Consider the following 17,186-nt stretch of genomic DNA (forward strand, 5'->3'; position numbering starts at 1 on the left):
ATGACTCAGGACTTCGCGACGCTGAACGCCCACGCGATGGAGGTCGCCGCCGCCTACGACGATCTCAGCACGAAGCGGATCGGACGCCCGTGGACGAACCAGGAGGTCGCCCTCGGCTTCGTCGGCGACGTCGGTGACCTCGCCAAGATCGTGATGACGCTCGACGGGACGCGTCGCATCGACGGCATCGGACTCGAACAGCTCGAGCACGAACTGTGTGATGCCATCTGGTCGTGTCTCGTGCTCGCCGACCGGTTCGGCATCGACATCGGCGAGGCGTTCCCCCGTCAGATGCAGGACTTGGTGCGGCACGTGTCCGAGCTCCGGGCCGACGAAGCGAGCACTGACTCCGCGACGCCCGCTGGCTAGAATCGCGACATGAGCGACGACAGCACGGCCAGCACCGACGACGGCGAGTCCTTCGGCGTCGAGCCCGGCACCTACCGGCACTTCAAGGGTGCGCGCTACGAGGTCATCGGCGTCGGACGCCACAGCGAGACCGAGGAGCCGTACGTCTTCTACCGGACGACCACGACCCCGCCGACGTCGTGGGTGCGACCGCTCGCGATGTTCGTCGAGCCCGTCTCGCGCGACGGCTACGAGGGACCGCGTTTCGCCCGCGTCGAGGACGACGCCGACTGACCACGGAGGAGCACCGCATGAGCGACACCGATCACACCCAACCCGAACCGGCCGACGAGCGCGACCTGTTGGTCGAGCGCATCATCCACGCGCCGCGATCGGCCGTCTGGGCGGCGTGGACCGACCCCGCGACGCTCGGGCAGTGGTGGGTGCCGTCGCCGGCGGTGTGTCGGGTCGTCGAGTTCGAGTTGCGACCCGGCGGGTCCTTCCGCACCGAGTTCAGTGAGGACGGCGTCGACTTCGTGCCGCAGATCACCGGATGCGTGCTGGAGGTCGTTCCGGAGCAGCGTCTCGTCTGGACGACGGCGCTGACCGCAGGCTGGCGGCCAGCCGAGCAGCCGTTCATCACCGCCGTGATCGACCTCGCTGACCACCCCGACGGCACCCGCTACCGAGCGACCGCGCTCCACAGCGGGGTCGCCCAGCGCGACGAACACCTCGAACTCGGCTTTCACGCCGGCTGGGGGATCGTCACGGAGCAACTCGCCGCGCTGGTGGAGCAGCGCTGAGCAAGCCCTCCACTCACGCCGTCTCCGGATCGGTCGCAGTGCTGGGTTCTGGCGTCAGCATCATGCCGCCCGGGGTGTAGGAGGAGTCGAGCAGGGCGCGCACCCACGCCTGGTTGACCGGCGGCTCCGGCTGCGCGAACCGGAACTGCAGCGGGACGTCGCTCGTGATCCAGAGGCTCACGCGCCCACCGCCGTCCACAGCCCCCTTCGTCCACTCGACGAAGAAGGACTCCCGACGACGCAGCTTGTTGCCGATCGCCGCCCTGAGGTGGGCGAGCACGCGGTCGTCGAAGTCGTAGTGACTTCCGGCACCGTAGATGAGAACCCCCATGCAGCGATTGTGCCGCATCGGCCCCGCCGCACCGCTCGGCGACGCCCCGCCGCTCCACGTAAACTCGTGGGATGCCGAGTCCGACCCCCGCACCCGCACCCTTCGCCCTTCGCCCGGCGCTCATCCCGGGCATCATGGGTGCGGTCGCGCTCATGCTCGGGCTCGCACTGCTCGAACTCGACGCCTTCACGATCGTGTTGTTCGTGGTGAGCATCCTCGCGCTCATCATGGCCGTGTTCGCCTGGCAGGCCAAGCAGCCGCTCTGGATGATCCCGACGCTGCTCGTCGCGATCGTGTGGAACCCGGTCCTCCCGCTCCCGTTCAGCGGCATCCCCTGGATCATCGCGCAGTTCCTCGGCGCGGTCGTGCTCGTCTCCGTCGGCATCCTGCTCGAGAACAAGCACGCCGCCCCGCCCGCCTGATCGGAAATGTTTCGGGAACGCCTGCGGGTCGTCCCGGCTCTGGCAAGCTTGCGCTCATGACGCTTGAACGCAACTGGGCCGGCACGCACACCTTCGCAGCGCCGCGGATCGTGAACGCCACGTCGATCGACGAGGTCCGCGCACTCGTCGCGGAGGCCGCCAGGACGGGCACGCGTGTCCGCGCCCTCGGCACCCGGCACTCGTTCACGGACCTCGCCGACTCCGACGGCACGCTCATCACGGTGCTCGACATCCCCGCCGACCCGGTGTTCGACGAGGCCGCCGGCTCGGTGACGATCGGGGCCGGGACGCGCTACGGGATCGCCGCCGCCTGGCTCGCCGAACAGGGCCTCGCCTTCCACAACATGGGCTCGCTTCCGCACATCTCCGTCGGCGGTGCGATCGCGACCGGCACCCACGGATCCGGCAACGACAACGGCATCCTGTCCTCAGCCGTCAGCGGTCTCGAGTACGTCGACGCCGCGGGCGAGCTCGTCCACGTCCGTCGTGGGGACCCCGGTTTCGACGGACTCGTCGTCGGGCTCGGCGCGTACGGCATCGTGGTGCGCGTGACGGTCGACGTGCAGCCCGCCTATCGTGTGCGCCAGGACGTCTACCGCGACGTCCCGTGGGACGCCGTCCTCGCCGACTTCGAGGGTGTCACCGGTGGTGCCTACAGCGTCAGCATCTTCACGAACTGGCTCGGCGACACCGTCGAGCAGATCTGGTGGAAGACCCGCCTGGTCGCCGGTGACGACGAGCTGCCCGTGGTCCCGGAGTCGTGGCTCGGCGTGCAGCGGGACTCCCTGACCGCCGGCAACCTCGTCGAGACGGACCCCGACAACCTCACCCTGCAGGGCGGTGTCCCCGGCGACTGGTGGGAACGGCTGCCGCACTTCCGGCTCGAGTCGACGCCGAGCAACGGTGACGAGATCCAGACCGAGTACTTCATCGACCGCGCCGACGGACCCGCCGCGATCACGGCCCTGCGTGCGCTCGGCGACCGCATCGCTCCGCTGCTGCTCGTGACCGAACTGCGCACGGCGGCGCCCGACAAGCTCTGGCTGAGCGGTGCGTACCACCGGGAGATGCTCGCCGTGCACTTCACCTGGCGCAACCTGCCCGAGGAGGTCCGGGCGGTGCTGCCCGCGATCGAGGAGGCGCTCGCGCCCTTCGGTGCCCGCCCGCACTGGGGCAAGCTCAACCTGCTGACGGCCGAGCGCATCGCCGAGGTCGTGCCGCGGCTCGCCGACGCGCGGGACCTCTTCGAGGAGTTGGACCCGGCAGGGACCTTCTCGAACGCACACCTGGAGCGCATCGGGGTCCGCCTGCCCCGGTAGCGGGTAACGGTGGCTCGGGCGTCAGCGCGGTGCGCTGGCGCGAGCGCGGGTCATCGGGCGTCAGCGCGGGGCGCTGGCGCGAGCGCTGGGGAACCGGCGTGGGCGCGGGGCACACGCGTGAGCGCGGGTCTCCGGAGACCCGCGCTCACGCGTCAGACCCGCGGTGACGTCAGCGCACCGCGCTGGCGAAACGGGGGAGGTCAGTCCTCGACTCGGATGCCGAACTGCTCGGCGAACATCGCCGCGAGCTCGCCGACCTGGAACGGAGTCATCGTCGCGCCCCGCAGATGCTCGATGCCGGCGATGCGCCGGAGCTCGAGCGTCCGGAGGTCGACGTCGGTGAGCCTCGCCCGCGTGACGTCGAGACTGTTGAGGGTGCAGTCGACGAAGCGCACCCGGGTGGCCGTCGCATCGGCGAGGTCGAGTTCGTCGATCGTGCAGTCCTCGAACAGGACGTCCTGCAGCACGGCCCCGCGCAGGTTGACGAACCCGAGCTTGCACCCGGTGACTCGCACCGACTGCCAGTTCGCGTCGTAGCAGTCGGCGGAACCGACCCGTGACCCCTCCAGTTCGACGTCGCGCAGCCGAATCCGTGGGGCGAGGAGGATGGGCGCGTCCCACCGCTCGAGCCGGGAGTCGAGGAACGACGCCGCCCGGAAGTCGGTCTGGTCGGCTCGAATGCCGGTGAGCAAGGACTCGGAGATCGTGATGCCCGAGAGGTCGCGGTGCGACAGGTCGAGGTCGGCGAACCGCAGGCCTTCGACGCTGTCATGTGCGTCGAGGGCGCCCTCGTCGCCGTCGGTCAATCCGAGGAGACGGACGGGGTCGAGCCGTGGTGCCGTCGTTCCGGTGCGTTTCGCCATGCCGTGTTCTCCCGATGCCCGTGCGTGATGGGGTGATCCGGCCAGCCTAGGGGCGGCCGCCGACGGGCTTCCGAGCCAGTGCTCAGCTCGCTGTGAACCGACCGGGGAGGAACGGCAGGAGTGGAGCGCGGTACACGAGCGACGTGTCGACACCGGCGGTCAAGGTGGTCCTGGCCGCGCCGTACCGCCAGACCCGGTTGAAGAGGAAGACCTCGAAGGAGACGTCCGTCCCGCCGACCTGCCAGCTCCCCGTACCCCACTGCGCCGGCTGGCCGCGCCCGTCGAACACCACCGTCGGACGCTGGAAAGCGCCGTACCAGGGACGTCGGAGTGTCACTTCGACGCGATGCTGCGTCGGCGACGGGTCCTGGGTGACTTCGCTGCTCATCGGCCCAGCCTAGGGCGAGCGGCGACGTTCCCGTGGTGCCGGTGCCGGCGGGACGGGCTTCGCCGCGATGACGTCGGCATCGGCGACCACGACCGGTCCGCGATTGGTCTCGACCGTGCAGCCCGTCGCCGACCGCTCGACGAGCTCGCCGAGGGCGTCGGTCGCACCCGCCTCGGCGCCCTCGGGCAGTGCGAAGCGCACGACGACCCGCGAGCCGAGCGGTGCCTCCCTGAGGAAGCTGACGGCCGCCGGTCCGATCATCGCCGGGTCCTCGACCACGACCGCGAGTCGAAGCTCACCAGGAGCTCGGGCGGTAGTCCTTGAGGAAGACGCCGAACAGGTTCTCGCCGGCCTCGCCGCGGACGATCGGGTCGTACACCCGCGCCGCGCCGTCGACGAGGTCGAGCGGGGCGTGGAAGCCCTCCTCCGCCAGTCGCACCTTGGTCGGGTGTGGGCGCTCGTCGGTGATCCAGCCGGTGTCGACGCTCGTCATGAGGATGCCGTCGGTCTCGAACATCTCCCGCGCGCTCGTCCGGGTGAGCATGTTCAGCGCGGCCTTCGCCATGTTCGTGTGCGGGTGGCCCGGGCCCTTGTACCCGCGGCCGAACACGCCCTCCATCGCGGAGACGTTGACCACGTAGGTGCGCGGGAAGTCGGACGCGGCCATCGAGGCTCGCAGCCGGCTGATGAGGATGAACGGCGCGGTCGCGTTCGCCAGCTGGACCTCGAGCATCTCGATGGGCTCGACCTGGTCGACGTTCTGCACCCAGCTGTTGCTGTGGTCGACGTCGGGCACGAGCCCACCGGCGTCGATCGCGGTGCCGGCGGCGAGGCGTTCGAGCGAGGACGACCCGGCCGTCATGGCGGCCTCGGTGAGGGCGTCGGCCTTGGCGGCCGCAGCGGCGAGGATCGGGTGGGCGGACACCGACGCCGCGAGCGACAGCGGGTGCGCGTCGTTCGTGTGGCCGAAGGTGACGAGCTCGGGCAGTGGGCCGTCGGGCAGTGGGGCGAGCTCCGCGTCGACGAGCGGCTGGTACGCGCCCTTCGTGCGGCGGACCGTCTGCGCGGCGTTGTTGATGAGGATGTCGAGCGGACCTTGCTCGGCGACGGAATCCGCGAGGGCGATGACCTGGGCCGGGTCGCGGAGGTCGATGCCGACGACGCGCAGGCGGTGCAGCCACTCGGCGCTGTCGGGGAGCGCGCTGAAGCGTCGGACAGCGTCGCGGGGGAACCGCGTCGTGATGGTGGTGTGGGCGCCGTCGCGCAGGAGTCGCAGCGCGATGTACATGCCGATCTTCGCGCGGCCGCCGGTGAGGAGGGCGCGCTTGCCGGTGAGCTCGGTGCGGGCGTCGCGCTTCGCGTGGCTCATCGCCGCGCACTGCGGGCAGAGCTGGTGGTAGAAGGCGTCGACCGTCGTGTACGGCTGCTTGCAGATGTAGCAGTTGCGCGGCACCAGCAGTTCGCCGGCGGTCGGGGCCGTCGTGGTGGTGGCGAGCGGGATGCCCCGCGTCTCGTCGTCGATGCGGTCGGGGGCGCCCGTCGCGGTGGCGGCGATCACGGCGCGGTCGGCGTCGGCGATCCGGGCCCGACGGTCGAGTCGGCGCTCCTTCTTGACCGCCTTGAACATCTTGGCGGTGGCTCGGCGCACCTGGAGGTAGTCGGGGTGCTCCTCGTCCATCGTCGCCATGGTCTGGAGGACGCGCAGCGTGACCTCGAGATCGGTGGGATCGATGCCCGCGTCGTCGCCGGGAGCGTGGTTCGCAGGCTCGTCGTGGGGGAGAGAGGTCATTGCTTCATTCTACGAGCCGCCGGACGTGCCTCGGTCGGTGCTGTGGTCAGCGCGGGGCGCTGGTCCGACCGCGACCCACAGGCGTGAGCGCGCCCCTCCGGAGGGGGCGCTCACGTGGGAGACCCGCGCTCGCGTCAGCGCACCGCGCTGGTCCGAGGGAAGGGTGTCCGTCGTGCGTGAGACCATGGGGCGATGACTCCCGAGCCCGCACCACTGGTCGACGTGGCCGACCTCGTCCGGCTCGTCGGGCGGGTGGCGTTCGACCGCGGCCGGGTCTACGCGAGGGACGGCCGGGTCACCGCCGCCGATTGGGACCCCGACAAGCGTCGGCTCCATGGGATCGTCGAAGGCTCCGCCGACGTCCCGTACGCCTGCATCATCGACCTCGGCGACGACTCGGGCGGGTTCGCTCGGATCGAAGGAAGCGCGTGCTCGTGCCCCTTGCGCGGCGACTGCAAGCACATCGTCGCCACCCTGCTGCACAGCAACGCGGCCCACCTCCGGGCCGAGGGCCGCTCCGACCGATGGGTGGCCCCACAACGGCCGCCTTCGGGGAAGGAGGCGTCCTGGCGTTCCGACCGGCGTTGGACCGCGCCCATCAACGACCCCGCGCTCGACGAACCGGCCGAGCACCAGCCGATGTACGCCCTCGACGAGCTCGACGACCTCCCTGACGCCTGGCGTCCGGAGGCGCAACGGCGAACAGCGCGATGGACCCCGAGTCCGCAGGCACCGCCGACGCCGCCCAGCTGGCGGAACCGACTCGACTCCCTCGCCGGCGACGCCGGTCGCGCCACGGCACCGACGGCCATGGGCCTGCAGTTCGAGGTCCGCGAGAGCATCCCGCGCACCGCCGAACGCTGGCGCGGACCGACCTCCCGCACTGCCGACGGCCCGCCCGAGCCGCGGCACCCCCGCCGGATCGCCGTCCGACCCGTGGTCAGGAAGGCCGGAGGCGGCTTCGTGAAGTCGACGATCTCCTGGACCTCGTTCACGCACCAGGGCCACCGGCTGTCGCTCGATCCGGCGCACCAGCAGTGGTTCACGCAGTTCCAGGCGCTCCTGCGTGCCACCCGTCCGCCGGCCGGTGCCTACGCCGGCGCCGGTGACTCGGACTGGCTCGTCCTCGACGACTTCGGCAGCCCCGTCCTCTGGCATCTGTTCGAGGAGGCGGCCCAACTCGGGATCGAACTCGTCGGCACGCGCAAGGGCACGGTCACCCTCGGCACCACAGCCGCCATCCGGCTGGACGCCGCGCACGACGACGAGGGCGTGGTCCTCCGATCCGTCGTGACGATCGACGGCACCGACGTCGACGCCGCCACGAGCGGAGCCCTCGGCGACCACGGGCTCTACCACTACACGCTCGAACCCCAGCAGGCGATCGTGCTCGCACCGCTCGCCGAACCGCTGACGGACGAGGCCCGCGGACTCCTCGGGCCAGGCGAGCCCGTCGTGGTCCCCGAAGCCGAGGTGGCGGAGTTCCTCGAGCACTACGTCCCACGACTCCGCCGCAGCATCTCGCTGAGTTCGACGGACGGCACCGTCGCCCTCCCCGAGATCGTGCCACCGGTGCTCGTGCTCTCGGCCTCGTTCGAACCGAAGCAGACCCTTCGCCTCGCCTGGTTCTGGCAGTACGCCCCGGCGCAGCGCGTCCCGATCGGTGGCGGCACCCCGGCGCTCGCCGCAGGACGACCGCTCGTGTCGACGGTGCCGCACGGCGCGCCGACCGACGCCGTCACCGGAGCTGCCGCAGCGGAGGTCCTCCGCGACGAACGCTCGGAGCGGGCCATCCTCGAGCGGGTCGGGGCCGCCATCGCCGCCGCAGCGGAACCGGAACGCCGCGCGCTCGCCGCCGGCTCGTTCGACGAGCTCACGACCCCGGGCGTCTGGCCGCCCAGGCCGCAGGTCCTGACGGAGTTCGACGCGGCACTCGTCACCGAGCGCACCCTGCCCGTCCTCGAATCGCTCGACGACGTCCTCGTCGAGGTGTCCGGCGACCGCCCCGAGTACCGCGAGCTCACCGGCACACCTCACATCTCGGTCACCACGGTGGAGACGGAGCAGCGCGACTGGTTCGACCTCGGGATCGTCATCCACATCGGCGAGTACAGCGTCCCCTTCGAGCCCCTCTTCAAGGCCCTCTCGAAGGGGCGCACCAAGCTGCTCATGGTCGACCACACCTACCTCTCGCTCGAGCACCCCGCCTTCGACCGCCTGCGCGAGCTGCTCACCGAGGCGGCCGCGCTCAAGGAGTGGGAGACGAAGCCGAGCATCAGTCGCTACCAGGCGAGCCTCTGGGCCGACTTCGAAGACCTCGCGGACGAGACCGAGCAGGCCGTCTCCTGGCGCGAGGCTGCCGCCGGACTCAACGCGATCGAAGCGGTCCCCGACACCCCCTTGCCGTCGGGACTCCGCGCCGACCTCCGGCCCTACCAGGTCGAGGGCTTCCGCTGGCTCGCGTTCCTCTGGCAGCACGGACTCGGCGGCATCCTGGCCGACGACATGGGGCTCGGCAAGACGCTGCAGACCCTCGCCCTCGTCGCCCACGCGCGCGGGACGACCGGGACCACGGCACCGCCATTCCTCGTGGTCGCCCCGACGTCGGTCGTCTCCAACTGGGTCGCCGAGGCCACGCGCTTCGTGCCCGGCCTCGTCGTCCGCAGCATCACGGCCACGCAGGCGAAGGGCAGCGCTTCGATCGCGGACCTCGCGGCGGGCGCCGACATCGTGGTCACGAGCTATGCGCTGTTCCGGCTCGATGCAGCGGCGTACCAGGCGGTCGAGTGGTCGGGGCTCATCCTCGACGAGGCGCAGTTCGTGAAGAACCACCGCGCCAAGCTGCACGAGTGCGCGCTCGACCTCAGAGCACCGTTCAAGCTCGCGATCACCGGCACGCCCATCGAGAACACCCTCATGGAGCTGTGGTCGCTGCTGTCGATCGTCGCGCCGGGCCTGTTCGCCTCGGCGCCGCGCTTCACCGAGCACTACGTCAAGCCGATCGGCAAGGGGCTCGACTCGAGTCGGCTGCAGACCCTGCGCCGACGTATCCGACCGCTGCTCATGCGCCGGACGAAGGAGATGGTCGCGCCCGAACTGCCGCCGAAGCAGGAACAGGTGCTGCGCATCGAGCTCGCACCGGCCCACCGCAAGCTCTACGACCTCGTCCTCCAACGCGAACGGCAGAAGCTCCTCGGACTCGTCGACGACCTCGACCGCAACCGGTTCATCGTGTTCCGCTCGCTCACGCTCCTCCGCATGCTCAGCCTCGACGCGAGTCTCATCGACGCCGAGGAGCACGCGGGCATCCCCTCGAGCAAGCTCGACGCACTCCTCGAACAGCTCGACGACGTCGTCGCCGAGGGGCACCGGGCGCTCATCTTCAGCCAGTTCACGAGCTTCCTCGGCACCGCCGCTCGTCGGCTCGAGGAGCAGGGCATCGCGTACGAGTACCTCGACGGGTCCACCCGTCGTCGGGGAGAGGTCATCGATCGCTTCCGCACCGGTGACGCCCCCGTGTTCCTCATCAGCCTGAAGGCCGGCGGGTTCGGCCTCAACCTGACCGAAGCGGACTACGTCTTCCTGCTCGACCCGTGGTGGAACCCGGCCGCAGAGGCGCAGGCCATCGACCGCACGCACCGCATCGGCCAGACGGAGAACGTCATGGTCTACCGACTGGTCGCCGCCGACACGATCGAGGAGAAGGTGATGGCGCTCCAGGCGAAGAAGTCGGAGCTCTTCGCCGCGGTCCTCGACGACGACGCGGTGTTCAGTCAGGCGCTCACCGCGGAGGACATCCGGGGCCTGCTCGAGTAGGCTCCGGCACCCACGACGCCCGTCGGGATGGGGTCGGTCGAGCGACCGATAGCCTGATCGCTATGGAACTCGGGGTGTATGCGGTCGTCGGCATCGCGGTGATCGTCGCCGTCGCGGCCTTCTCCCGCAAGCTCGGCGTCGCCGCGCCGATCATCCTCGTGATCGTCGGTGTCGGGCTCTCGTACCTCCCGGGCGTGCCCGAGATCGAGGTCGAGCCGGAACTCGTGCTCGACGTCGTCCTGCCACCCATCCTCTACGCCGCGGCGATCAGCGTCCCGATCATGGACTTCCGCCGCAACCTCGCCACCATCACGAGCCTGTCCGTCGTGCTCGTCATCGTCACCGCGTTCGGTGCCGGCTTCCTCCTCTTCAGCCTCCTGCCCGACCTCAACCTCGCCGCCGCCATCGCCCTCGGCGCGATCATCAGCCCGCCCGACGCGGTCGCGGCGACGTCCATCGGACGCCGTCTCGGCCTCCCGCCCCGCCTCCTGACGGTGCTCGAGGGCGAGGGGCTCGTGAACGACGCGACTGCGCTCGTGCTCCTCCGATCGGCGAGCGCTGCGGCGGCCGGCGGCATGCTCACGCCGTGGGCGACGGTCGGCGACTTCGTCTACGCGGTCGTCCTGGCGATCATCGTCGGCTTCATCGCCGGATACGTCACCGTCTGGCTGCGGTCGAAGCTCGACGACTCCGTCCTCGACACCGCGATCTCCATCGCCGTCCCGTTCGTGGCGTTCATGCCGACCGAGGCGCTCGGTGGGTCCGGCGTGCTGGCCGTCGTCATCGCCGGCCTGTACACGGGCCACGCGAGTTCGGCCGCGTTCTCGGCGCAGGCGCGGATCAGCGACCGCATCAACTGGCGGACCATCCAGTTCCTGCTCGAGAACGCCGTGTTCCTCCTCATCGGACTCGAGATCCGGACGCTGATCGGCGCCGTCGACGCCGAGATCCTGTCCGTCGAGGAGTCCATCGGGATCGGTCTCGTCGCGACGGCCGCGCTCATCGCGCTGCGGTTCCTGTGGGTGGGCCCGCTGGTGCTCGGGCTCCGTGCACGAGAACGCTGGGCTGAGCGGCAGACCCTGCAACGGTGGCTGTCGATGGGGTACTCGGAACGGTTCCCGAGACAGAACCGCCGATGGCATCGACGGCGGCGTCGGGAGCGCGCCTACGAGCGGCAGCGCGCCGACCTCGAGCAGCTGCGGCTGGAGCAGATCGACTGGCGGGGTGGCGTCATCCTCAGCTGGTCTGGCATGCGCGGCGTCGTGACGCTCGCCGCCGCACAGTCACTGCCGCAGAGCACCCCGTACCGCGAGCAGCTCGTCCTCATCGCCTTCACGGTCGCCGTCGTGACGCTCGTCGTCCAGGGCGGCACGCTGCCGTGGCTCATCCGGCTGCTCAAGGTGCAGGGGATCGACGAGTCCGAGGACCGTCGACAGCTCGCGACCCTGCTCGACGAGATCAGCTACGCGGGCATCAGTGTGCTGGAGGATCCGGCGTCGGCGGTCGGCATCGAGGAGGAGATCGACCCCGATCTGCTCGAACGCGTCCGGCAGTCGACGTTCCTGCGGGCCGAAGCCGCCTGGGAACGCTCGCGCGAGTCGGTCTCGCCGAGTGAGACGCACGCCGAGACACCGCACCGGCTCTACCGCCAGCTGCGCCTCGCCGTCGTCCAGGCCGAGCGTGAGCGGCTCCTCGACGCCCGGGCGCGCGGTGCGTACCCGTCGCGCATCCTCGCCGAGGCGCAGACGATGCTCGACATCGAGGAGACGCGCCTGCGGCCGCCTCGTGCCGACCACTAGAGCTGGGTGACCTTTCTCAGGAGTCCTCCGGTGCGCCGCCCGGTGGGCGGATCGACGCGCCGGCGAACTCCTGAGAAAGGGTCGTTGCGGTCAGGAACTTGGGCCGGGGTTGGTGATGTCGGCGACGCACTCCGCCTCGCGCCGACCACTAGAGCTGGGTGACCTTTCTCAGGAGTCCTCCGGCGCGCCGGCCGGCGGGCGGACCGACGCGCCGGCGAACTCCTGAGAAAGGGTCGTTGCGGTCAGGAACTTGGGCCGGGGTTGGTGATGTTCGCGACGCGCTCCGCCTCGCGCTCGGCCGCAGCGTCGCGTTCGGTCTCCGAACCGGGGTTCGTGATGTCGGCCTCGCCGCTCGCCGCGGGGTCGTCGGCGGCGACGTGCGGGCCGGGGTTCGTCGTGGAGGCCACGCGCTCGGCCGCCGCGTCGTCGACGGCCTCGTCGTGTGGGCCCGGGTTGTTGATGTCGGCGTTCTGGTCACTCATGGGGTGCTCCTTCCGAGATCCGCCTGGGCGGTCTCCGTCTCGCGCATCGTCGCGCTGATCCGCTCTCACGGTAGGTCCGTGGGCGGGTGGCTGCAAGGGGTGGCGCCGGCCGATCAGTCGCGGGCGGCGAAGGCGTCGACCCCGGTGAATTCGGCGGAGAGCGCCCAGAGTCGGGCCGCCTCCTCCGGATCGGTCGCGTGGTCGGCGACACCGGAGGCCGGGGAGACCGCGGTCTCGGCCGGGCCGGCGATGTCGCAGTCCTCGCAGAACACCCCGCCGAGGCCGTCGAGCGACGGCGAGGTCGCGGCCCAGACCTCCGTTGCAGCACCCTGCTCGGGCGACTTGAACCCCGAGACGAGGAGGTTGCCGTCGGCGTCGACCCAGCCGAGCGCCATCATCTCCTCGCGGGGCAGGTGCCGCTGCAGCGGCGTGAGGATGCCACCGGGGTGGACGGAGAACGCGCGGACACCCTCCTCGGCGCCGAGCGTATCGAGCTGGAGGGCGAAGAGCGCGTTGGCGGTCTTCGCCTGCCCGTAGGCCTCCCACTTGTCGTAGCCGTGCTCGAACTGGACGTCGTCCCAGCGGATCCCCGAGCGCTTGTGGCCGCTGGAGGACAACGCGACGACCCGCGAGGAGCCGCCCTTCACGATGGCGGGCCAGAGGCGGTTGACGAGGGCGAAGTGGCCGAGGTGGTTCGTCGCGAACTGGAGTTCCCAGCCGGGGCCGACGCGCGTCTCGGGAGCCGCCATGACGCCGGCGTTCGTGATGACGAGGTCGATGCCCCGGCCCGTGGCGAGGAAGCGGTCGGCGAACGCCTCGACGCTCGCGAGGTCGGCCAGGTCGAGTTCGTCGACCTCCACGCCGTCGATGCCAGCGAGTTCCTCGCGAGCGGTCTCCGGGCGCCGCGCGGGGACGATGACGTGGGCGCCCGCGCCGACCAGGGCACGGACGGCCTCACGGCCGATACCCGAGTAGCCGCCGGTGACGATGGCGAGCTTGCCGGTGAGGTCGATGCCCTCGAGCACCTCCGCCGCGGTGCTCGAGTGGCCGAAGCCGGAACCGATGGGGTGCTGCGGGGTGCGCGTGCGATTGGTCATGCCCTCACGCTACGACTCCGGGGAGGGCGGCGGAACCGGAAGGACCTGGGAAGATGTGCAGCCCTCGTCAGCCCGTGGTCGTCGCAGCCCGCACCACCTGGTCTCAGCGGGTGGACAGCACGCGCACGGATGGGAGCGGGTGGCCGTGCAGCAGCGCACGGACCTCCTGCAGGCGGCGACGCACGCCCCACATCGTGACCTTCTTGAGCGACTCGGAGACGATGCCGCCGCTCATCTTCGACTCGCCAGACACCCGCTCGGTGAAGACGATGGGCGTCTCCACGACCCGGAGCCCGCGTTGCAGCGCCCGCCAGAGGAGGTCGACCTGGAAGCAGTACCCCTGCGACGCGACGTCGGCGAGGTCGATGCGGCGCAGTGCCTCGCTGCGGAACGCGCGGAACCCGCCGGTCGCGTCGGCGACACCGATCCCGAGGGCGAGTCGCGTGTAGAGGTTGCCGCCGCGACTCAGCGCGAGCCGATGCGCGGGCCAGTTCTCGACGACGCCACCCGGGACCCAGCGCGAGCCGAGCGCGAGGTCGTGGTCGTCGAGGAGTCCGATCAGGCGGGGCAGGTCCTCGGGGTGGTGGGATCCGTCCGCGTCCATCTCGACGATGACCTCGTAGCCGCGCGCGAGCGCCCAGGCGAAGCCCGCGAGGTACGCCCCGCCGAGTCCGTCCTTCACGGCCCGGTGGAACACGTGCACCTGCGGGTGCTGCGCGGCGAGCTGCTCGGCGAGGAACCCGGTGCCGTCGGGGGAGGAGTCGTCCACGACGAGGATGTCGACCCCGGCGACGGCGAGCGTGCGGTTCACGATCGGCTGCAGGTTGTCGAGTTCGTTGTAGGTGGGGATGACGACGAGGGAGCGGTTCACGTCGGTTCCTTTCGGGTCGTTGGGAGTGGTTCGGAGCGGGGCGGCCCCTCGACAGGAGCCAGGGGTGGGGAGCGGCGCTACGGGGTCGTGCCGACGAGCGACGCGAAGACGACGTAGTTGTTCGCGTAGGTGTTCGCGGCGTCGTCGAAGGGGCCGTTGCAGGTGATGAGCCGGAGCTGCGCGTCGGGCGTCGGTCCGTAGACCTCCTCGGTGGGGAAGGTCTTCTTCTCGACGTCGATGGCGCGGTCCACGGCGTAGGTGGCGGTCGAGCCGTCGGACATCGTGACCGTCACCTGGTCGCCCGCCACGAGCTGCTTGAGGTGGACGAACACCGCCTCGCGGAGGGTCGTGTCGAGGTGACCGGCGATGACCGCGGGCCCCACCTGACCGGGCAGGACGCCGGCGCGGTACCACCCGGCGTCCTCCCACTCGACGGGCGGCAGGAGGACACCGGACGCATCGCGCTCGAGCGGTTCGACCGCCGCGTCGACACCGATCGACGGGATCTGCACCCGGCTCACGCTCAGTGCGCTGACATCGGCGGCCGGCGCCTGGGCGACCGGGTCCTGCTTCGCACCGGCGGCGCCACGGTCGGTCGCCTCCGAGGAGGTGATGGGCCCGTCGGCGGCGTTCGGCGAGGTCGGCGTCTGCCCGGTGTGCGTCGTGGCGCAGCCCGAGAGGGCGAGCGCCGTGAGGAGTGCTCCGGCCGCGGCGAGCGTGCCGATCGTCCGGCGGTGTGCGCCGATCATGAGGTGGCTCCTTCGGTGAGCGGCGGGCACCCGTCCAGCTCACCGGTCGTGAGCATCATGGGCGCGAGGGCTGCCCAGGCGGCGCCGAAGTAGCTCGGCACCTCCTGCGCGAGTTCGTCGGCGGCACGGAGGTCGTCAGCCGACTCCGGCAGGTTGCCGACGGCTGCGCGCGCGGCTGCTCGGGCCTGGAGGGCGAGCGGGTGCACGTCCGAGGTCAGTGGTGATCCGCCGAGGTCGGTCTCCGCCCGCAGCTCCTTCGACCGCGCGAGGGTCGAGGCGAGGCGGGCGGCCGTCGCCTGGTCGGCGGTGTCGCAGGACTCGGCGTAGCGGATCGGGAGTCGGGCCGCGTCGTAGCCGTAGCGGACGCTCTGCCCGGTCCCTGCCGCGCCGGGCATGGCGTCGACGGAGCCGTCGGCGTGGACCTGCGCCCAGTCCGGCGGCAGCGGGCTCTCGTCGAGCAGGGTGGTCGTGACCGCTGCGGAACCCGCCTGCAGTTCGGCCCACCGCGGGTCACCCGTCGCCGCACCCAGCACCGAGAAGGCGACAGGGGAGGCGTAGGACGGGTTGTACGCGTAGGGCTCGGTCGATGCGGCCCAGACACCGGGCAGGAGGATCCGGCCCGCGGCGGTCTCGGCGGTCATGCGGTCCGCGATCACACCGGCAAGCGTGACGCCGGCCTCGGTGAACCGCGGCTCGTCGAACCGGGTGCCGGCGATGACGAGGGCGCGGGCGGCGTCGAGGTCCGCATCGCTTGCGGGTTCGTCATCGACGACCTCGCCATCGCTCCACCGCCAGGCGAGCAGTCCGTCGGGGCGCTGCAGGTGCTGCTCGGTCCAGTCCCAGATCTCGGTGAAGGACTGCTCGTCCCCGACCCCGGCCGCGACGAGCAGTCCGTAGGCCTGCCCTTCGCTGACCGTGTCGTCACCCTGGTCCCGGCGCACGACGCGGCCGTCGTCGACCCAGTCGGCGAGGAACGCGTCTGCGGCCTCGGTGGTGGTCCGGTCCGTGACCGTCGAGGTCGGGCCAGGCTGTCCGTCGGCGTCGGTGGAGCCGGGTGACGCCGCGGTCGGACCCTGGAGGAGGTTCGCCGGGAACCCGGTCGCCAGGGAGGCGATCACGGCGGTCGCGGTGACCGCGGCGACCGCGGTCGCGGCGATGCCGATCGTCTTCGTGGCGCTCATGGTCAGCTCACCGCCGTCCCGAGGTCGCGCACGAGCCGGGCGAGCTTCGCGTCGAGGTCGTCGAGGACGCCCCGCAGCGTCGACGACTCCTTGGCGAGTCCACCGCCACCGGTCTCCACCGGACCCTCGGGAGCGTCACCCGCCGCTGAGCTGTCGAGGACGGGCATGAGGGTGACGCCACCTGCGGCGTTGTCGAGCACGAAGAGCGTGCTCACGGTACCCGGCGCGAGGTTCACAGAGGCTTCCGCCGCCTGCTTGCCGCCGGTCAGCTCGAGATCCCATGGGCCGGCGGGGACGCTCGCGTAGTCGGTCGCTGTGCCGGTGGTGGCGCCCTTCGCGATGGGCATGCCGGTCGAGGTGCTGACGTCGACGCTCTTCACATCGGTCGACGCCTGGATCAGCCGGATGCGCGCCGCACCCTCGGCCGGACCGGTGAGGTCGTCCTCGAACACCTTCGTCTGCAGGTCCTTGTTGGGACCGTAGGCGGCGACGGTGGCCGCTTCCCCGGCCGTGATGGTCACGTTGGTGCTGATGACCGGCTTCGTGCTGTCGGGAGCCCCGGCGGGCACCATCGACACCACGTAGGTGCCGGCGGCGAGGTCGGTGTAGGGGGAGACCTGGCCGTAGGCGACGTCGTCGAGTTCGAACACGGTCGCGCCGCCGGAGAGCGCCGACAGCTTCACGTCGACGGTCTTGGTGTCGGCCGAGAGGTGCCCGACGCGGATCCAGCCGGTGCCGGCGGCATCGGTGGTGGCGGCGCTCGCGGCGGTGGTGCCGAAGCCGATGAGTGCTGCCGTCGCGACGGCGGCGAGGCCGCTGAGGGCGAGTCGCCTCGTGGTGGTGGTTCGCATGGTGGAACTCCTGTTCTTCGGGTGGTTCGGGGGTTCGGGTGGTTCTGGCGTCCGGC

The 17,186-nt window shown here is 71.0% G+C and carries 18 protein-coding genes; 7 read left to right on the top strand and 11 right to left on the bottom strand.

Translation table 11 applies throughout. The features are described from left to right. The 3 genes from ACQG07_RS17975 to ACQG07_RS17985 are packed head-to-tail and all read left to right on the top strand — an operon-like array spanning position 1 to position 1,151. A complete protein-coding gene (locus ACQG07_RS17975) occupies positions 1-369 on the top strand; it encodes a nucleotide pyrophosphohydrolase (RefSeq protein ID WP_229939433.1) in 369 nt (122 codons plus the stop codon). Between the two features lie 9 nt (positions 370-378). Beyond that, on the top strand, positions 379-642 hold the full coding sequence (locus ACQG07_RS17980) for a DUF1653 domain-containing protein (protein ID WP_086474529.1): 264 nt from the start codon (positions 379-381) through the stop codon (positions 640-642). Positions 643-659: 17 nt separating this feature from the next. Next, the gene (locus ACQG07_RS17985; protein ID WP_124768758.1) at positions 660-1,151 is read left to right on the top strand and encodes an SRPBCC family protein; all 492 of its coding nucleotides are present in this window, start codon (positions 660-662) and stop codon (positions 1,149-1,151) included. A 13-nt stretch (positions 1,152-1,164) separates the two neighbouring features. On the opposite strand, the gene ACQG07_RS17990 is transcribed toward ACQG07_RS17985, so the two are convergent. Beyond that, positions 1,165-1,482 carry a hypothetical protein gene (locus ACQG07_RS17990; RefSeq protein WP_079705188.1) on the bottom strand — a complete coding sequence of 106 codons (318 nt, stop codon included), beginning with the start codon at positions 1,480-1,482 and terminating at the stop codon, positions 1,165-1,167. A 71-nt stretch (positions 1,483-1,553) separates the two neighbouring features. On the opposite strand from ACQG07_RS17990, the gene ACQG07_RS17995 reads away from it, so the two are divergent. Both ACQG07_RS17995 and ACQG07_RS18000 read left to right on the top strand, forming a co-directional pair. Next, a complete protein-coding gene (locus ACQG07_RS17995) occupies positions 1,554-1,904 on the top strand; it encodes a DUF6804 family protein (RefSeq protein WP_124768760.1) in 351 nt (116 codons plus the stop codon). Between the two features lie 56 nt (positions 1,905-1,960). Beyond that, on the top strand, positions 1,961-3,244 hold the full coding sequence (locus ACQG07_RS18000; RefSeq protein ID WP_426739022.1) for an FAD-binding protein: 1,284 nt from the start codon (positions 1,961-1,963) through the stop codon (positions 3,242-3,244). Positions 3,245-3,444: 200 nt separating this feature from the next. Here the strand turns inward: ACQG07_RS18000 and ACQG07_RS18005 are convergent, their stop codons facing one another. The 4 genes from ACQG07_RS18005 to ACQG07_RS18020 form a co-directional block, all read right to left on the bottom strand. Next, on the bottom strand, positions 3,445-4,107 hold the full coding sequence (locus ACQG07_RS18005; RefSeq protein WP_137242216.1) for a pentapeptide repeat-containing protein: 663 nt from the start codon (positions 4,105-4,107) through the stop codon (positions 3,445-3,447). 82 nt (positions 4,108-4,189) lie between these two features. Beyond that, positions 4,190-4,495 (bottom strand): hypothetical protein, encoded by a 306-nt coding sequence (locus ACQG07_RS18010; protein ID WP_137242215.1) that lies wholly within the window; start codon positions 4,493-4,495, stop codon positions 4,190-4,192. Positions 4,496-4,504: 9 nt separating this feature from the next. Then, positions 4,505-4,756: a hypothetical protein gene (locus tag ACQG07_RS18015; protein WP_426739023.1), complete on the bottom strand. Its 252-nt coding sequence runs from the start codon at positions 4,754-4,756 to the stop codon at positions 4,505-4,507. Between the two features lie 34 nt (positions 4,757-4,790). Then, positions 4,791-6,284 (bottom strand): SDR family NAD(P)-dependent oxidoreductase, encoded by a 1,494-nt coding sequence (locus ACQG07_RS18020; RefSeq protein WP_426739025.1) that lies wholly within the window; start codon positions 6,282-6,284, stop codon positions 4,791-4,793. A gap of 192 nt (positions 6,285-6,476) precedes the next feature. On the opposite strand from ACQG07_RS18020, the gene ACQG07_RS18025 reads away from it, so the two are divergent. Both ACQG07_RS18025 and ACQG07_RS18030 read left to right on the top strand, forming a co-directional pair. Continuing rightward, positions 6,477-10,100 (top strand): SNF2-related protein, encoded by a 3,624-nt coding sequence (locus ACQG07_RS18025; RefSeq protein ID WP_426739026.1) that lies wholly within the window; start codon positions 6,477-6,479, stop codon positions 10,098-10,100. Positions 10,101-10,162: 62 nt separating this feature from the next. Then, positions 10,163-11,899, top strand: coding sequence for a cation:proton antiporter (locus ACQG07_RS18030; RefSeq protein WP_426739027.1), 1,737 nt, complete (start codon positions 10,163-10,165; stop codon positions 11,897-11,899). 242 nt (positions 11,900-12,141) lie between these two features. On the opposite strand, the gene ACQG07_RS18035 is transcribed toward ACQG07_RS18030, so the two are convergent. The 6 genes from ACQG07_RS18035 to ACQG07_RS18060 all read right to left on the bottom strand — a co-directional run bounded on the left by ACQG07_RS18035 (position 12,142) and on the right by ACQG07_RS18060 (position 17,130). Beyond that, complete coding sequence (locus tag ACQG07_RS18035) at positions 12,142-12,381, bottom strand: hypothetical protein (protein ID WP_086474520.1); 240 nt, start codon at positions 12,379-12,381, stop codon at positions 12,142-12,144. Positions 12,382-12,494: 113 nt separating this feature from the next. Then, the gene (locus ACQG07_RS18040) at positions 12,495-13,478 is read right to left on the bottom strand and encodes an SDR family NAD(P)-dependent oxidoreductase (RefSeq protein WP_426739028.1); all 984 of its coding nucleotides are present in this window, start codon (positions 13,476-13,478) and stop codon (positions 12,495-12,497) included. Positions 13,479-13,581: 103 nt separating this feature from the next. Continuing rightward, the gene (locus ACQG07_RS18045) at positions 13,582-14,349 is read right to left on the bottom strand and encodes a polyprenol monophosphomannose synthase (protein WP_079705198.1); all 768 of its coding nucleotides are present in this window, start codon (positions 14,347-14,349) and stop codon (positions 13,582-13,584) included. 77 nt (positions 14,350-14,426) lie between these two features. Continuing rightward, the gene (locus tag ACQG07_RS18050) at positions 14,427-15,098 is read right to left on the bottom strand and encodes a class F sortase (RefSeq protein ID WP_274499481.1); all 672 of its coding nucleotides are present in this window, start codon (positions 15,096-15,098) and stop codon (positions 14,427-14,429) included. Further along, positions 15,095-16,279 carry a glycosyl hydrolase family 8 gene (locus ACQG07_RS18055; protein ID WP_426739029.1) on the bottom strand — a complete coding sequence of 395 codons (1,185 nt, stop codon included), beginning with the start codon at positions 16,277-16,279 and terminating at the stop codon, positions 15,095-15,097. The genes ACQG07_RS18050 and ACQG07_RS18055 overlap by 4 nt, the downstream gene beginning before the upstream one ends. 2 nt (positions 16,280-16,281) lie before the next feature. Next, complete coding sequence (locus ACQG07_RS18060; protein WP_159877868.1) at positions 16,282-17,130, bottom strand: DUF4397 domain-containing protein; 849 nt, start codon at positions 17,128-17,130, stop codon at positions 16,282-16,284. Between the last annotated feature and the right edge of the window lie 56 nt (positions 17,131-17,186).

Origin of the sequence: Plantibacter sp. 2H11-2 (genome assembly GCF_050031945.1) — a bacterium.
Classification (GTDB): domain Bacteria; phylum Actinomycetota; class Actinomycetes; order Actinomycetales; family Microbacteriaceae; genus Plantibacter; species Plantibacter auratus.

Coding starts and splice junctions, on each gene's coding strand:
- ACQG07_RS17980 (WP_086474529.1), top strand. CDS start 379: ATGAGCGACGACAGCACGGCCAGCACCGACGACGGCGAGTCCTTCGGC.
- ACQG07_RS18060 (WP_159877868.1), bottom strand. CDS start 17,130: ATGCGAACCACCACCACGAGGCGACTCGCCCTCAGCGGCCTCGCCGCC.
- ACQG07_RS18050 (WP_274499481.1), bottom strand. CDS start 15,098: ATGATCGGCGCACACCGCCGGACGATCGGCACGCTCGCCGCGGCCGGA.
- ACQG07_RS17990 (WP_079705188.1), bottom strand. CDS start 1,482: ATGGGGGTTCTCATCTACGGTGCCGGAAGTCACTACGACTTCGACGAC.
- ACQG07_RS18015 (WP_426739023.1), bottom strand. CDS start 4,756: ATGATCGGACCGGCGGCCGTCAGCTTCCTCAGGGAGGCACCGCTCGGC.
- ACQG07_RS18035 (WP_086474520.1), bottom strand. CDS start 12,381: ATGAGTGACCAGAACGCCGACATCAACAACCCGGGCCCACACGACGAG.
- ACQG07_RS18005 (WP_137242216.1), bottom strand. CDS start 4,107: ATGGCGAAACGCACCGGAACGACGGCACCACGGCTCGACCCCGTCCGT.
- ACQG07_RS17975 (WP_229939433.1), top strand. CDS start 1: ATGACTCAGGACTTCGCGACGCTGAACGCCCACGCGATGGAGGTCGCC.
- ACQG07_RS18025 (WP_426739026.1), top strand. CDS start 6,477: ATGACTCCCGAGCCCGCACCACTGGTCGACGTGGCCGACCTCGTCCGG.
- ACQG07_RS18030 (WP_426739027.1), top strand. CDS start 10,163: ATGGAACTCGGGGTGTATGCGGTCGTCGGCATCGCGGTGATCGTCGCC.
- ACQG07_RS17995 (WP_124768760.1), top strand. CDS start 1,554: ATGCCGAGTCCGACCCCCGCACCCGCACCCTTCGCCCTTCGCCCGGCG.
- ACQG07_RS17985 (WP_124768758.1), top strand. CDS start 660: ATGAGCGACACCGATCACACCCAACCCGAACCGGCCGACGAGCGCGAC.
- ACQG07_RS18000 (WP_426739022.1), top strand. CDS start 1,961: ATGACGCTTGAACGCAACTGGGCCGGCACGCACACCTTCGCAGCGCCG.
- ACQG07_RS18040 (WP_426739028.1), bottom strand. CDS start 13,478: ATGACCAATCGCACGCGCACCCCGCAGCACCCCATCGGTTCCGGCTTC.
- ACQG07_RS18055 (WP_426739029.1), bottom strand. CDS start 16,279: ATGAGCGCCACGAAGACGATCGGCATCGCCGCGACCGCGGTCGCCGCG.
- ACQG07_RS18010 (WP_137242215.1), bottom strand. CDS start 4,495: ATGAGCAGCGAAGTCACCCAGGACCCGTCGCCGACGCAGCATCGCGTC.
- ACQG07_RS18020 (WP_426739025.1), bottom strand. CDS start 6,284: ATGACCTCTCTCCCCCACGACGAGCCTGCGAACCACGCTCCCGGCGAC.